This window comes from Pseudomonas rhizosphaerae, assembly GCF_000761155.1.
GTDB classification, from domain to species: Bacteria; Pseudomonadota; Gammaproteobacteria; order Pseudomonadales; family Pseudomonadaceae; genus Aquipseudomonas; species Aquipseudomonas rhizosphaerae.
In genome coordinates this window covers 2,632,871-2,647,890 of record NZ_CP009533.1, presented here as the reverse complement: position 1 = coordinate 2,647,890, position 15,020 = coordinate 2,632,871, and the positions used below count along the sequence as shown (strand labels likewise).

At 54.9% G+C, this 15,020-nt stretch carries 13 protein-coding genes and 1 pseudogene; 1 reads left to right on the top strand and 13 read right to left on the bottom strand.

What is annotated here, in order from left to right; all coding sequences use genetic code 11:
- Positions 1-35: 35 nt before the first annotated feature.
- From LT40_RS11755 to LT40_RS21255, 5 genes are all read right to left on the bottom strand, one after another.
- Positions 36-1,505, bottom strand: coding sequence for a gluzincin family metallopeptidase (locus LT40_RS11755; protein WP_158497446.1), 1,470 nt, complete (start codon positions 1,503-1,505; stop codon positions 36-38).
- The gene (locus LT40_RS11750) at positions 1,502-2,413 is read right to left on the bottom strand and encodes a DMT family transporter (RefSeq protein WP_043193623.1); all 912 of its coding nucleotides are present in this window, start codon (positions 2,411-2,413) and stop codon (positions 1,502-1,504) included. Before LT40_RS11750 ends, LT40_RS11755 begins: the two co-directional genes overlap by 4 nt.
- A gap of 7 nt (positions 2,414-2,420) precedes the next feature.
- Positions 2,421-3,086, bottom strand: coding sequence for a 2OG-Fe(II) oxygenase (locus LT40_RS21260; RefSeq protein ID WP_084139796.1), 666 nt, complete (start codon positions 3,084-3,086; stop codon positions 2,421-2,423).
- Positions 3,079-4,203, bottom strand: a complete 1,125-nt coding sequence (locus LT40_RS11745) for a ThiF family adenylyltransferase (protein WP_043190265.1) — start codon at positions 4,201-4,203, stop codon at positions 3,079-3,081. The genes LT40_RS21260 and LT40_RS11745 overlap by 8 nt, the downstream gene beginning before the upstream one ends.
- 76 nt (positions 4,204-4,279) lie before the next feature.
- The gene (locus LT40_RS21255) at positions 4,280-4,381 is read right to left on the bottom strand and encodes a pantocin A family RiPP (protein WP_084139795.1); all 102 of its coding nucleotides are present in this window, start codon (positions 4,379-4,381) and stop codon (positions 4,280-4,282) included.
- 240 nt (positions 4,382-4,621) lie between these two features.
- Here LT40_RS21255 and LT40_RS11740 point away from each other — a divergent pair.
- A pseudogene (locus tag LT40_RS11740) lies at positions 4,622-5,656 on the top strand (DUF4113 domain-containing protein); the annotation flags it as partial.
- A gap of 27 nt (positions 5,657-5,683) precedes the next feature.
- Here the strand turns inward: LT40_RS11740 and LT40_RS11735 are convergent.
- The 8 genes from LT40_RS11735 to LT40_RS11700 form a co-directional block, all read right to left on the bottom strand.
- Complete coding sequence (locus LT40_RS11735) at positions 5,684-6,157, bottom strand: MarR family winged helix-turn-helix transcriptional regulator (RefSeq protein ID WP_043190264.1); 474 nt, start codon at positions 6,155-6,157, stop codon at positions 5,684-5,686.
- 43 nt (positions 6,158-6,200) lie between these two features.
- Positions 6,201-6,713: an acyloxyacyl hydrolase gene (locus LT40_RS11730; protein ID WP_043190262.1), complete on the bottom strand. Its 513-nt coding sequence runs from the start codon at positions 6,711-6,713 to the stop codon at positions 6,201-6,203.
- Positions 6,714-7,063: 350 nt separating this feature from the next.
- Positions 7,064-8,113, bottom strand: coding sequence for a Gfo/Idh/MocA family protein (locus tag LT40_RS11725; RefSeq protein ID WP_043190260.1), 1,050 nt, complete (start codon positions 8,111-8,113; stop codon positions 7,064-7,066).
- Entirely contained in the window at positions 8,110-8,943 is an 834-nt protein-coding gene (locus LT40_RS11720) for a shikimate dehydrogenase family protein (protein WP_237749257.1), read from the bottom strand. The genes LT40_RS11725 and LT40_RS11720 overlap by 4 nt, the downstream gene beginning before the upstream one ends.
- A gap of 149 nt (positions 8,944-9,092) precedes the next feature.
- The gene (locus tag LT40_RS11715) at positions 9,093-10,526 is read right to left on the bottom strand and encodes an MFS transporter (RefSeq protein ID WP_043190257.1); all 1,434 of its coding nucleotides are present in this window, start codon (positions 10,524-10,526) and stop codon (positions 9,093-9,095) included.
- A gap of 166 nt (positions 10,527-10,692) precedes the next feature.
- Positions 10,693-12,288, bottom strand: a complete 1,596-nt coding sequence (locus LT40_RS11710; protein WP_043190253.1) for an aldehyde dehydrogenase (NADP(+)) — start codon at positions 12,286-12,288, stop codon at positions 10,693-10,695.
- Positions 12,289-12,332: 44 nt separating this feature from the next.
- A complete protein-coding gene (locus LT40_RS11705; protein WP_043190251.1) occupies positions 12,333-13,880 on the bottom strand; it encodes a UxaA family hydrolase in 1,548 nt (515 codons plus the stop codon).
- A gap of 155 nt (positions 13,881-14,035) precedes the next feature.
- Positions 14,036-14,992, bottom strand: a complete 957-nt coding sequence (locus tag LT40_RS11700) for a LysR family transcriptional regulator (protein ID WP_043190247.1) — start codon at positions 14,990-14,992, stop codon at positions 14,036-14,038.
- Between the last annotated feature and the right edge of the window lie 28 nt (positions 14,993-15,020).

Genomic DNA, 15,020 nt, shown 5'->3' with positions numbered 1-15,020 from the left:
ATTGCAACACCGAATTTTTCGGTACAGTAATGTCCCTAAGTCTTGTAACGGTTTTCTAAAAGATATCTCAAAAGCCTCGTATCTAATTTTTTTTCATGGCTCATAAAAACGCTAAGTTCCTTGTCATGGCTGCCACGGCTCCAGATATGTTCCTTCAACCAATTAAAAGCAGGGCGTATGTTGCCGTTGCAGAAATCGCTTGGATATTCTGGGTGGCTGGCTGTGAACTGGTTAAATAAATGTGCAGCGTAGATCTGGCCTAAGATATAGCAAGGAAAATACCCAAAAAGACCGAGAGACCAATGAATATCTTGCATGCAGCCAAGCCGAAAATCGTTCCCCGCTGATAGCCCTAAATAATCAATGCTCAGTACGTTCCAGTGTTTTGGAAGATCAGACACCTCAATTTCTCGGTTTAGTAGTTTTAGCTCTAGCTCAAAGCGTAAAATTATATGGAGAATATAAGATATCTCGTCCGAGTCAGTTCTTATAAGTCCGAGGTTGGTTTGGTTGTAGTGGAGGTTAAGTTCGTCAGCTGAAATTGGAAGTTTGTGCTTATCCGATAAAATCCTCGATAAGTAAGTCAAAAAAGCGGGATGCCGGCCGATCATGGTTTCGAAAAAAAGGCTTTGAGACTCATGCACGCCTACTGACCGGGGCAGGTTGATCGGGTGCCCACGAGGGGAGGTAGGCAAATTCTGCTCGTAACATGCATGTCCCGTTTCATGGATGACCTCAAGCAGTCCATTAAGAATTGAAGAGTCTTTTTTTAGTATGAGCCGCGTATCCTCAGGTACGCCAGCACAAAACGGATGCTCGCCAAAATCTATCCGACCCCTTGTGAGGTCAAACCCAAAAACGCAAGAAATATCTAAGAAAAGCTTTTCCTTGTCATCGATCGTAAAAGGTTGGCGCTGAGCAACTGCTGTCGAAGCGTGTTTAGAGTTGGCGAGAATATCAATTGCCCATGCTTTCAACTCATCAAACGCAGGCTTTAGTTGAGCTAGGCGAAGACCAGGCTCATGAATATCCAGCAAACTGTCGTAAAGCTCTAGGCCGGTAGCCTCTGCGCGACACTGGGCTTCCAATCGGATAACCTCAACAACAGCCGATAAAGCTGGAGCATACCTTTCCCAATCATTCCTCGTCCTGCAATCAGCCCAGATACTCTCAGCTCTGGACGTTGCTCGAGTCTTGCGGTCCTGCAATTCAGCAGGTACCGTAGTGTGACAGCGGAGATACCGATCTACCTCCCTGAAGCGCGACTCGTCGTGTGTTGTTGCACAGCGAAGTGCAGCAGGCAAATCGCACGACTTCATCAAATCGACCAGATTATCTCGACGCAAAGCGTTTAAAGCTGCCACCGACTGAGTTCGCGCAGCCAGCGACGCAGATTTTACATAAAGTGATTGATCCCATTCGGCTAGCCTAACCGCATGCCGTAATTGGTAATCCTTCTCAAAATGTTGGTTGATTAGTGCAATAATTTCATTAGGATTAGTCATGCAGTGCCTCGATGGATTCTTGACGTCCATGCAGGCCGCAAGATATTCACGGTCAGCGCACTTATTAGAATTAAACCAAAGCCAATCATTGTGCTAGCTGAAGGATTTTCATCAAAGTATGTTATGGCTAACGTAATAGAGATGATTGGTGAGAATAACGTTGCGTAGCTGGCGTATTCCGCACTTTGAAGCTTGATTAGATAGAACCAAATATAAAAAACGACCGCACCGCCAACAATCCCCATAAATAAAACCGACACAGCGGCAGGTAATGATAAGTCATTACGGAACTTTACAATTTCGGTGGGCCAATCTAAAAACAGGGGGGATACCAAGAAGGCGCAAACACAACCGAAGGTTACCTGCCAAAATACTTTCACCCGGAAATCAATATTTGTCTCTAATCTCTGTGCAATTATGGAGCCGATCGACCAAGAGACAGCGCTTGACAAGATAATTAAGTGGCTTGAAGAGAATTGAAAGCTTCCGATAATCAACCAGACGCCTATTAAACAGAAAGTCAACGAGGCAATAGAAAAGCTGTCGAGCTTTCGGTTGAGTATCATCACAAAAAAAGAGGTGAAGCAAGGCATTGTATAGATCAAGGAAGTTGAATCGGAAATGCTTAGACGTTCCAGCGCTATATTGTTTAAGACCGGAACGAGGAAAACATTTGGAATAGCGATGATGAAGAGCTTCAGATAAAGAATTGGATCTAAAGTTGTGCTGAGGTTATTTACCGGCTTCCAAAATACTGCGTAGAGGAAAAGAACGCTGATAAAAGCGCATGCTAGTCGGAATGGCCAAGCGCCCAGAGTCTGCACACCTATCTTGGAAACTGGCAACCCTGCGCCCCAAATCAGGGCCATGACTACTATAAGGAGCAAGCTTTTTTGAAGTGGAGACATTATTAGATTAACCATAGCGAGCAATGAGGGCAATCCGGTTCTGAGCTGGAGGCGCCGTTACCATTGATACAAAATGCGGGACTGTTCGTTGCGAAGTATCAAATATGAATAGCCGGCCATAAGAAGGCGTCAGTATGTCATGAACTGAGGATTGTGATTCGTTTAAGATGAAAGTTAACCCGCCGAAATTTAGGTTCCACTGCGAAGTTAGGTTTAATGCTATTCCGAGATTTGAGCCTGGATCACGATGAGTTGTTAGAAAGTCACCTTGGTCGAAACGATTGATATAGCGAACTTCCATTGCTCCGATGAGTCGTCCGGAGAGCGTCGACAATAAACCCAAGAAGTCTTCTCTCGTAAGGTAATCGTCGAAGAGTTTCATGGCGGGATGAATTGGTACACCCTCTAAGTCTGTCAGTCGTCGAAAACTAAAAGCAAAACCTCCTTCTTGGTAAACTTTAAGTGCGCCGGCTTTGACCTGTTTTAAGCGTGCTGGAGGCACATTGTATGGCAGATCGATTTCCTCAGTAGAGTTGTGGATGATGTAGGTCCAGTCGTGTTCCTCAATACTGTCGCACGCGTCTTTACACTTTTGCACAAGATCTGGAATACGTAAAAACAGATCAATTGAACAGTAGCCGTGCTCTCTAAAGTACTTTGATGCTTTATTCATATTCGAAGACGGTCTCTGCTCGTTTATTTAGGGTTTGCATTGATAGATAAATCCTCTTTCCGACTACCACCGGTCGATCGTAGCCAGTGATGCATTTAACAATTTGATCACATGCCAATCCAGCCATTGCTGACAAAGAAGGAGCACTTTGCCAGGCATTAACAGTCCGATCTCCGTCCAGAAAATCGTGTTTCAGCCGAGCCCGTTGGAATTTCTCGATATTGACATTGTTGCTGTAATACGTCTGCCGCGCAGATTTCTTCACGTCTTTAAAAGACTTGTGCGACCCATCATTTAGAAATAATGGCCCAATAGATATTTCAAGTGGGTCTCCTCCTAGTTCCATTACCGGAACTCCATGCTCCCTAGCCAAGGTGTGGATCATTTCTTCCGGTGTGTGTTTTCGGTAATAACCTAAGCTTGCCCATGCAAGCACTATGAAATCCACGCCCTGTAACAGTTCGCTGATTTGCTTTGGATCTGGGGTGGCGAATTCACAAAATGTTTCTACTTTTACATTAGGGTTATACTCGTGAATCCTTTCCTTGGCCGCTATGACTTTTTCTTTTCCAATATCTGAAGTGGTATAAAGGACTTGTCGGTTTATGTTTGATAGTTCGACATTGTCGCCGTCAACCAAGCGCAGCTTTCCAATACCGGCCAGTGCAAGCAGCAGAGAGCACCAAGTTCCCCAGCCTCCCATGCCAAACATAACGACAGTGCTGGACTTTAGGCGCTCCTGATAAACGTGAGAATGGACACACGCTTTATCGATCAGCGAAAATTGCAGCATTTGGCGATCGTATCGCTCGACTTCTTCACTGGTCAATGCATTAGAAAAGTGAGCGTTATCTTCTAGTAAATTCATTTTTTGAAGTGCTGAAATAAAAGCAATGACATCATCCTCTGTTACCTCAACGCCTTGATGGGCTAGCTCTTTGGCAATCCGCGGCACTGTGCGGGTGCCATCCAGCTTCTTGAGAACGTCTTTCACCCACTCTGGCGGTGCGACAAGGATCTTAGATACTCCCGGGATCTCTCCGATACAAATATCACCATCGTCAGCCTGTATGATGTGATGTGATCGCTTAATAAGAGGTTTGGTGTTAGTGTTCATATCAGGCTCACTGTCATGTTTTAGCACAAAGAAAGGGGCTGCGCTAAGCACCCCCTCACCGAGAACGGTGACTGAATTAGTTTTCCAGCTCGATCTCTTCGCCTTCAGAATACATGGCCTTCTCCTCAGAGATGGTCGATATGCGCTCTTCAAGTTCTTCGAATTGTACGTTTTGCATGGTTCACCTCAATAGTTTTCAGTTTGATTTTGTTCAAATGTCGCGTTTGTGACGCGTTGGTATTTATAGAGTGTGGGTCGATACTTCGCGATTTTGCTTTGCATCAAATTATTTCTCTTTGCACTAGGGTCTGTTCGTGCTTTTTACTAAGTCACTGATTTAAAGAGGAAAGCTTGTCTAGTTTTATTTTTCGCAAAATACCGACACGAACTTGCAACGCCCCGACTGATGCTCAGCGATGGACACTTGTCAAAGCGCACCATGCTTGAGGTGTACAGCATCGACGAAGCGTTCGTCGACCTCACCGGTATGCATCAGGATCACGACGCACTGGGCCGCGACATTCGCGAGAAGGTCTACCAGCGCACTGGCATACCGGTGGGGGTCGGCATTGCCGGCACCAAGACCTTGGCCAAGCTGGCCAACCACGCCGCGAAGAAATGGCACAAACAGTTGGGCGGGGTACTGGACCTGCGCGAAGCCGGTCGCCGTGATCGCCTGTTGAAGGTCACCCCGGTGAGCGATGTCTGGGGCATCGGGCGGAAGATGAGCGCCCACCTGCAAGGCATGAACATCGCCACCGCCTGGGACTTGAGCTGCGCCGATCCGGCCCTGCTGCGCAGCCGCTTCAGCGTTGTGATCGAAAAGACCGCCCGCGAGCTGGGCGGCACGCCGTGCCTGGCGCTCGAAGATCCCGATCCGCCCAAGCAGGAAATCTGCTGCAGCCGCATGTTCGGCAAGCGCCTGACCGAGATCGCGCCGATTCGCGAAGCCGTGGCCAGCTATGTAATGCGGGCCTCGGAAAAGCTGCGGGCGCAGCATTCGCTGTGTCGCCAGCTGCGTGTGAGCATTCGCACCGGCATGCTCAACCCGCTGGAAGCCAAGTACGCCAATGGCGTAGTGGTACAACTGCCGTACCCCACCGACGATGTGCGCTTGCTGACCAAGGCAGCGGTGCAGGGCCTGGAATTCATCTTTCGCAGCGGTTTCACCTACAGCAAGGCCGAAATACTCCTGCTGGGCCTGTGCCAGCGCGGCGAGTTCACCGACGACCTTTTCGCCAGCGCCCAACCCGCCGCTGCCGAGCGCCTGATGCAGGTGCTCGACGCGGTCAACGGCCGCTGGGGCAGGGGGACGCTGCGGCCAGCGGCGGTGCCGACCGATCCGGACTGGAGCATGCGTCGGGAGATGATGAGCCAGAGTTATACGACGCAGCTGGAACAGCTGTGGCAGGTTGGCACGGTGTCCGTGCCGAAAATCACGCCTGTGCCCTGAGCATCTTTTTTGCAAGGCGAGACGGTTTCAACTGTCCTTGTCCTCTGGCCAGCCGAGGGCATCAAGTACGTTCTTCAAGTCGACGATCCCTCGCTCATCCAGATTGCAGGCGCACTTAATTTGTCCGCTGACCGCCAGCGTGTCGGCACGCAGCGCCTCGCCATGGGGAGTGAGCGCCACGTGAACACGCCGTTCGTCCGCCGCATCACGCGTTCGGGTGATCTTGCCTGATACCTCGAGGCGTTTGAGCAAGGGGGTGAGCGTGCCCGTTTCCATACTCAATTTGGCGCCAAGCTCGCCGACGGTACGCGGTGCAGCAGCGAACAGTTCCAACAGCACGAGGTATTGCGGGAATGTCAGCTCGAGTGGCTCCAGAAAGGGTTTGTGCAGCCGCACCAGGCGGTTGGCTGCGCCATACAGCGCGAAGGACAATTCTTTGCCTGCGCCATCCCTGGCGCAGGTGAAGTGAGGGTCGACAGTGTTTGAAGCGTCGGATTTCATAAAGCTCTGAGATCAATGCAGTGAAATTGAGCCGGTGCCACCTTTAGATGGAATGGCTATAGAACAACGAGTAAGACTCGATCCCGTCGTTGGGTTCCTTGATCCCGGCATTGGAATAGTGGATCGCCCGGATGCCCACCTTTTGATCGTCGCCTATCTTCAGGCCCGCACCGATGCGGTCTTCGAAGTTGAACGAGGAGCCGAACTTCTGATCACCGGCCGTGGTGCCGGTGAACATGGCAACACCAATACCTGCCTCGACGAACGGCTTGATGTGGCCGCTGCCGAACTCATACACGAACACTGGGGAAAAAGAGACCGAATGCCGGCCACCGGCTTCGTCGCCCGCTTCCCAATACGTGTAGCCAAGGTCCCAGTAGCCGGTGAGCTTACCGGTGTCAGTCTCCCACCAGGACTTGTCCCAGTTGAAGCCAATGGCCGTGCGCGCGGTCAGGCCACCCTGACTGGTCGCGCCCAAGGCTCCGGAAAGTTCTGCGGCGCTCGCGCCGAAGGATGCCAGGGACAACAGCGTGATGGCAGCAAGTGTTCTCTTCATATCGTTTATCCAAACAGAAGTCGTTGAGGGTTCGTGGGTTCAATGCCGGTTGCCAGGAAGAAATGCGCAAACAGGCGAGGCGGGGTGACCTGTGGATTGCTCACACGTCGATCAGGGAAGCATAGATTACTTATCTGTATAGCGCACTATATAGTTGCGCGCTATTTGAACGAGTGGTCTGGGCGGTTTTTGACCATGATTCGGAAGGGAAAACGCGATTTGCTTCGAAGCGTGTCGGTGGGGATCAGGAATGCGGCAGCGTTATTTGAGACTTGGCAGATGCAGGGCGGGCGGTCGCGGCGCTCATGCAGCGCAGCACTGAGACCGCCCAACCGTACTGAGCTGTCAGATCAACTATCAATATGGCTACGAGTAACAGGACTCTTTAGGGCCGAGGGTAGATGAATCAGAGTACCGCCCTCACGCGCTGAAGTGTAGGCAGCGTCCATGACCTGCATGATTGCTTCGGCATCGCGCAACGATGCAATCGGCTTTTGCCCATTGCGGCATTCGGCAAGTACTTGCCGAACGAATACTGGGTAGTAGGCGTCTGTGTCCAGCTGCAAGCGACGGCTTCGAGTACCGGCGGCGATGTTCTGGCGATCCCTTATTTCAATTCGATCAGGTCCGGACTTGGCGTACATCCGATCCGACGAAAACGTAAAAGAGAACTCACGCTGCTCATCCGCCGTACTGGGGAAGCTGTATCCGGTTTCCACGACCCCGGTAACGCCGTCGTCTGTTTGCAAGGTCAACAACGAATAGTCCTCGACGTCACCCTTGTGGGTGCGGGAATTCATGACGGCCGAGACGCGGGCAACCTCCTTCCCAGTCAGTAGCCTGAAAAAGTCTATGAAGTGCGTCGCCACATTGATTGTGGAGCCGCCCCCGGAAAAAACCGGATCGATGACCCAGGCTGAACCTGCGGTCGGATAGCGGGCGGGTGGGCCTACGATGAACCGGAAGGACATGTAATTGAAGTCGGGTGTCTGGTTTCCCTCGGCTTCGCGCAGGACGTGAAGCAGGTCGCTCATACGGAAGATCAGCGGGACAGCGCAATAGAGGTTCGCGCGTTCGGCGAGCTCGCGCAGCCGAGTGACCTGGGCCATGTTGATGCCGCAAGGCTTCTCCAGGGCAAACGGGATGTTTCGTGCAATCACGGCTTCGGCCAGCGACGGCATTTCCGAATGTCTGCCGAACACAAATGCGAAATCGATCTGCTCACGCTCCAGCAGTTCGTAGGAAGAACTGTACAACGGGCAATTGAATCGCTCGGCAATGGCCTGGCCTTTGACATGCTCGGAGTCCGATACAGCCACTACCTCGACTCCCGGAGTCTCCAGTGCGTTCAAGTACAGCGGCACGTGCCAATGACTGACTTCCAGTAGTGCAACTTTCATGAAGATTTGCTCTCGGCATAGTGAGTATGCGAACCGTCGCTCGGCGCAAGGTCGATGTCGTCCTGGTAATCAAAACCCAAGAAACGCAGAGCCAGCAGGGCCTGAGCTCTATGCATCGGACCTCCATCTTGAGTACGACAACCGCGTTGGCGGGCTGCGGCGCAGAGCGCGGTAGGGTTCGGCGAGTTGATGATGTCGACAACCAAAGTGCCGGGCTCGAGCCGCTCGGGATCCACAGGCATGGGATCGTGGGCACTCATGCCCAGCGGCGTGGCATTGATAACGATGTCATGGCCGTGAGGGTCAGGCGGCCCCGCACGCGTTGCGCAACCTGTTTCGCTGGCAACCGATTCAGCCAGTCTCTGGGCCCGCTGTAGGTCGGCATCGCAAACCGTCAGGGACCTTGCGCCGGCCGATGCGATCGCAAAGGCGATTGCCCGTCCGGCGCCGCCCGCACCCATCAGCAGAATGCTTTTGTTGGCAGGGTCGTAACCCTCCCACTGCATCCCAAGCACACAGCCAAGGCCGTCAAATATGGCGCCGATCCAGCGACCGTCGCTGCCGCATCGAACGACGTTGATAGCGCCGACCTGACGGGCCGTTGGATGAAGCTCGTCGACCAGTGCAAGCATGCTTTGTTTATGGGGCATCGTGACCAGCAAGCCAGCGAGGTTGTTCAATACCCTGGCACCCGTTACGAAGCTGGGCAGGTCGTTGGCCTGGACCTGCAATGGTACACACACGGCGTCGGCACCCCGAGCCATGAAGAGCGGGTTGAACAACTCTGGGGATTTGGCTGCTACCAGCGGATGGCCGACCAATCCATACACCTGTGTCGACCCTTTTATATGTGAGGCCATGATTACCTGCCCGATAACGTCGCAGAGAGCCGCTCCCGCTTGCGCGTGATACGGCTGTATCCGTCCAGCTTATTGAAAGTACGAAAAAGCGTCAGTTGTACCCGCGCGTTCAAACGCCATCAGGATCGAACCTGGTTTGGCAGCTCGGTTGTCTCGGCCGTCTTCGTCTTGTTTTTCCTCGCATCGGCGCGCATCTGATCGTATTCATCCTGGCCAATGGGCACGGCGTCGCGCTTGCCAAGATCGGCAAGGCGGATCCGGTAAGTTTCCCGTGTCGTTACCGCGGCGATCACCGCGATGAGGCAGATACCCAAGGTGAGAGAGCCGATTTTCAGTGGGATATTTTCCGAGCCTGGGGGTGCCACGCTCACGAAAAGCGCCGGAAGAAAGGCCGTCATGGCGGTCCCGATATTTTGACCTATCGCCATGCCGGTGACACGCACCCGAGTGCGGAACAGTTCAGGGAACATGCTCGGAAATATTGCGTTATAGCCTTGATAGGCCACGCCCCACATGAGTACGGAAAGTACCAGGGAAAGCCACAGGTTGTGGATACTGATGGCGTAGAGGTAGGCGTACGACAGCAGTCCGGCGCAGAGCATGCCGACGATCAGCGGCGGCCTGCGGCCGATCTTGTCTGACAGGTTGCCTACGAAGGGGATCAATATGACTGCGCACAGGTTGCCCAGCAGCGGAATCCACAAGTAGACACCGGCGGGAAAACCGATCCCGTAGGCTGGCTGGACCGCATAGGTCGCGCCAAATACCGAGGCAACGATCGCGATCACCGCCGAGAGCGCCATGCACATCACGCGAAGCAGATCGCGCCAGCTTTGGCGTACCACTTCGACCACAGGCAGGACAGAGGGCTGGCCTTTCTTTTCCTGTTCGGCGAACGCCGGAGTTTCGTCGACCTGGCGGCGGATGATGTAGCCCATGATCACCACGACGACGCTGAGCAGAAACGGAATTCGCCAGCCCCAAGAGGTAAATTGGTCTTCAGGCATGAAATGGGCCAGAGGCAGGAAGACCGCCGCCGCAAGCAGTTGGCCGGCTTGAACGCCCTGCAGGGTAAAGCTGGCGAAGTAACCACGCCGGCCCGATGGGGCGTGTTCGAGAATCATGGAGCTGGCGCAGGATATTTCTCCAGCGACGGCGAATCCTTGAATCAAGCGCATCGTCACCAAGAGTACCGGCGCCCAGATGCCGATCTGGGCATAGGTGGGCAGAAGACCAATGCACATGGTCGACACGCCCATCAGGAACATGCAGTACACCAGCACTTTCTTGCGACCGTGGCGATCGCCCAGATGCCCGAGAACGACAGCTCCTATTGGGCGGGCGATGTAACCGACACCGAAGCTTGCCAAGGACACGATGATGCCGACTGCGGGGTTGTCCGAAGGGAAAAACAGCTTCGGAAACAACAGGGCCGCCGCCGTGGCGTAGATGAAAAAGTCGTAGTACTCCAACGCCGAGCCGATCCAACCGCTGGCTGCGGCTTTGCGTGACTGAGTTTTGGAGCGAGCGTCGATCGGTATGCTCTGGTTCATAGGTGTCTCCGATTTCTTGTTCGTTGTTATTGTAACGTCGTTCCATCAGTAATTTTGTTCTGCGAAATCGTCGGCTGTCAAGGAATCCTTCCCGAGCCGACAGGGTTATTGCAGTGCGGTGTTCGTCTATGCAAAAAGGGGCTTTACAGGACAGCCGGGGCAGGGCTCAGGCGTCGGGGATCCGCACGCTGTCACGGGTGTGGCAGCCGTCGACGAGGCGTGTGATGTTGAGTGGGTTGGCGTTCTTGAGCGCGTCGGGAAGCAACGCATCTGGATAATTCTGGAAGCACACGGGGCGTAAGAAGCGGTCGATGGACAAGGTCCCGACCGAGGTGCCTCGACTGTCGGAGGTCGCTGGATAAGGGCCGCCATGGACCATCGCATCACAGACCTCCACGCCTGTGGGATAGCCATTGACGAGAATGCGCCCGACTTTGGTTTCCAACAGTGGGGTCAACTGCGCAAAGGTCTCCAGATCTTCGAGCTCACCAATCAAGGTCGCGGTCAGTTGACCATGAAGCGCGGCGATTGCAGCGTTCAACTGCTCTGGGTCGGCAACCTCGATGAAAATCGAGTTCGGGCCGAAGACTTCCTCCTGCAGAACCTTGTCGCCTTCCAGCAAGAGGGTCACGTCTGCCTTGAACAGCTGTGGCTGGGCTTGGCGCCCTTGTTGATCACTTCCAGCCAGATGATGGATGCCGGGATGGGCGTGAAGGTGCTGCAGGCCGGCTGCATAGCTGCGCAGGGTGCCCGCATTGAGCATCGTCTGCGCCGGCTGGTCGTCGATCAAGCGCGCCACTTCGGCCTGAAAGGCTGTAAACGCATCCGAGTGGATGCCGACTACCAAGCCTGGATTGGTACAGAACTGCCCGCACCCCTGAACCACCGATGCAGCGAGCTGTGTCGCAATGCTGTCTGCCCGCAGCGAAAGCGCCCGGGGCAGGATCACGACCGGATTGATGCTCGACATCTCGGCAAAGACAGGAATGGGCTCGGGCCGCGCAGCGGCCATATCGCACAGCGCGCGACCGCCTTTGAGCGAACCGGTGAAGCCCACGGCCTTGATGAGCGGGTGTTTCACCAACGCTTCCCCTACGCCACTGCCATAGATCATGTTGAAGACACCAGCCGGCATGCCCGTACGCTGCGCAGCGCGGATGATCGCATTGGCGACCTGTTCGGCGGTTGCCATATGACCACTGTGCGCCTTGAATACCACCGGGCATCCGGCGGCGAGTGCAGAAGCGGTATCGCCGCCGGCAGTAGAAAACGCCAACGGAAAGTTGCTGGCTCCGAACACCGCGACCGGGCCGATGGCAGTGCGGTATTGGCGAAGGTCCGGACGAGGCAGGGGTTGGCGCAGCGGCAATGCCCGGTCGATACGAGCGCCGTAGAAGTCACCCCGTCGCAATACCTCTGCAAACAAGCGCATCTGCCCGCTGGTACGTGCGCGTTCGCCTTGGATACGTGCAGCCGGCAACGCAGTTTCACGGCAAACCAGCCCGATGAATTCATCGTCCAGCGCCTCCAGCTCTTCAGCGATAGCCTCCAGAAATTCGGCTTTTCTCGGTGCACTCAGCGTGCGGTAACCGAGAAACGCCGTGTGGGCTGCCTGGCTGGCGTCATCGACTTCCTGCGCAGTGGCCTGCTGGAAGTCATAGGGCAGATCCTCTCCGGTGCTGGCATCCACGCTCTTGACGATGACAGTGCCGGCAGCGCTACGTTGCCCGCCGATGAAATTATGGCCGGTGATGAGTGACATCGTGGTCTCCAGGCTGTAAATGCGAGTGTTGGGTGGGCAAGGGTTCAAGTGACGGCGCCGATTTGCCACGGCACGAACTCGTTTTGTCCGTAGCCATGTTGTTCGCTCATGCTGCGTTCGCCTGAGGCGATGCGCAGCATTGCCTCGAAGATCGCGGCGCCGCAGGCTGAAATGGTCAAGGTGTCCTCTGCAATCTCGCCACAGTTGATGTCCATGTCTTCACGCTGACGGGCCCACAGGGCGCTGTTGGTCGCCAATTTGATGGAAGGAGCCGGCGCGCAGCCATAGGCCGATCCGCGGCCGGTGGTGAAGGCAATGAGGTTGGCACCGCCTGCCACCTGACCTGTGGCGGACACCGGGTCATACCCAGGGGTATCCATGAACACGAGGCCCTTGGCAGTGACCGCCTGGGCGTACTCATAGACATCCGTCAGGTTGCTCGAGCCGGCCTTGGCGACAGCCCCCAGTGACTTTTCCAGAATGGTGGTCAAGCCTCCTGCCTTGTTGCCTGCAGAGGGGTTATTGTTCAGCTCGGCGCCCATCCGCTCGCAGTAGCGCTCCCACCAGTGAATGCGAGCGATGAGTTTTTCGCCCACCTCGCGGCTGACGGCCCTTCGTGTTAGCAAATGCTCGGCGCCATAGATTTCTGGGGTTTCCGAGAGAATTGCAGTGCCGCCACAGGCCACCAGACGATCGACCGCGTTGCCCAGCGCTGGGTTGGCCGTGATCCCCGAATAACCATCGGAGCCGCCGCATTGAAGCCCGACGGTAAGGTGTCGGGCACTGACCGGTTCGCGGTGAATGCGGTTGGCTTCGGCCAGCAGTTCTTTCACCTGGCTGATGCCACTGGAGATGGACCTGGATGTACCGCCGGTGTCCTGGATACTGAACGTGCGCAGGGTGTCGCTGCGTGTCAGCCCTTGGGTAGAGAGCAACGAATCGATCTGATTGGTCTCGCAGCCCAGCCCGATGACGAGAACCGCCGCGAAGTTGGGATGGGTCGCGTAGCCGGCCAGTGTCCGGCGCAGCATGGCCAGGCCGTCGCCCGCAGGATCGACCGCGCAGCCGGCCGAATGGGTAAGGGCAACGACTGCGTCCACGTTTGGGTACGCTTGCAGGGCGCCGGGGTTGATGTCCCGACGGAAGTGGTCGGCCACGGCCCGAGCGACGGTGGCCGAGCAGTTCACCGAGGTAAGGATGCCAATGTAGTTTCGCGTTGCGACCCGCCCATCTGGGCGCACGATCCCCATGAACGTAGGACTTTCGCCGGGTGCGGAATCGGGCTTCACGTCGACGCCGAATGCGTAGTCGCGAGCGAATTCGCCCATCGCCAGGTTGTGTACATGAACATGCTCGCCCGCCTCTATGTCGGCGACGGCAAACCCTATGATCTGCCCATAACGCCTGACCGGCTGACCAGCTTCGATGCGTCGAGAAGCAACTTTGTGACCCGCGACGATCGCTTCACGGACCGTTACGCCTTCGTGCTCGAGCAGTTCGCCAGCAACCAGCGGTCTTCGTGCAATCAGCACATCGTCCAGTGGGTTCAAGCGCAGCACGGCGGCTGGGCCAACTTTCATGATCAGTTCCATCGCATCCTCACGGGCTGCAGGCTAGTGCGCGGTCGCAGGGTGTGCGCCGCATTCTTGTGCCGGCACTATAGGATTTGGCGAAATGGCTGCCTAATGAGAGCTTTCGATTGCTCGATAACTTTGTCTCATCGGTGCATTTCGCGAACACGCCGATCTCACGTTTCCGCAGCCAAGCGTTTCTGTCTGGCGAACTCCAGTAACGTGCTGATGAATGTCTGCGTCGGCTCGGAAAGCGGTTCGTCCTTTCGCGTGATAACGCCGTAATCCTGAGACTCGACTCTGAACGGGGTGTCGAGCACCCGAAGTTGCCCATTCTGCAGCTGCGACTGCACCATCGATTCAGGCAGCATCGCGAGCATCGGACCTGACTGAAGCAATTGCAGGAAGGTCTGCATCGAGATGGTCTCGACCGTGTTGGTCGGCGATGGGATCTTGAACATGGCAAATGCCCGTTCCATGCGTCGCCGAATCGGTGTGTTGAAGGGGTACATGACCCACGGCCATTCACTCAGCGCTGCAGTAGGCACCTCTTCGAGTTGGCACAGCGGATGCCGGTTGTTGGCGACCAGACAAAAGGGCTCAGGCCCAAGCGCAGTGAACTCGAATGACTGGCAGTCTTCGTGGGTGAAGCGGGCAATGATCAAGTCCAGCTTTTTCTGATCGAGCATTTCGAGCAAGTGGTTGCTGGTTTGCTCGATCACTTCGATGGAGAGCAGCGGGCGTATGCGCTTGATGCTTGCGATGGCTTCGGGCAATACCAATGAGGTGGCAGCGAAGATGGTGCCGATCTTCAAATGCCCATGCCCGCCCTTGCGCAGTTTGTTGACTTGATCGACGAACGATTCGGTGTCTTCCAGTGTGATACGCGCATACCGGGCCACGAATATGCCCAGTTCCGTCAGAACCAGATTGCGCGTCTGTCGCTCGAACAACGGGAATCCAAGCAGTTCTTCCAAATCACGAAGCAACTTGCTGATGGCTGGCTGCGTAACATTCATCTGCTCTGCGGTTTGATGCATGTTTCGGGTCTTGGCCAAGCTATCGACCAGTACCAAATGTTTGATCTTCAGCCATCGGGTGACGCTGGCAAAAGTGATTTGATCGCTTTGCATGTGGATAGGCCTCTGTCCATCGATAACG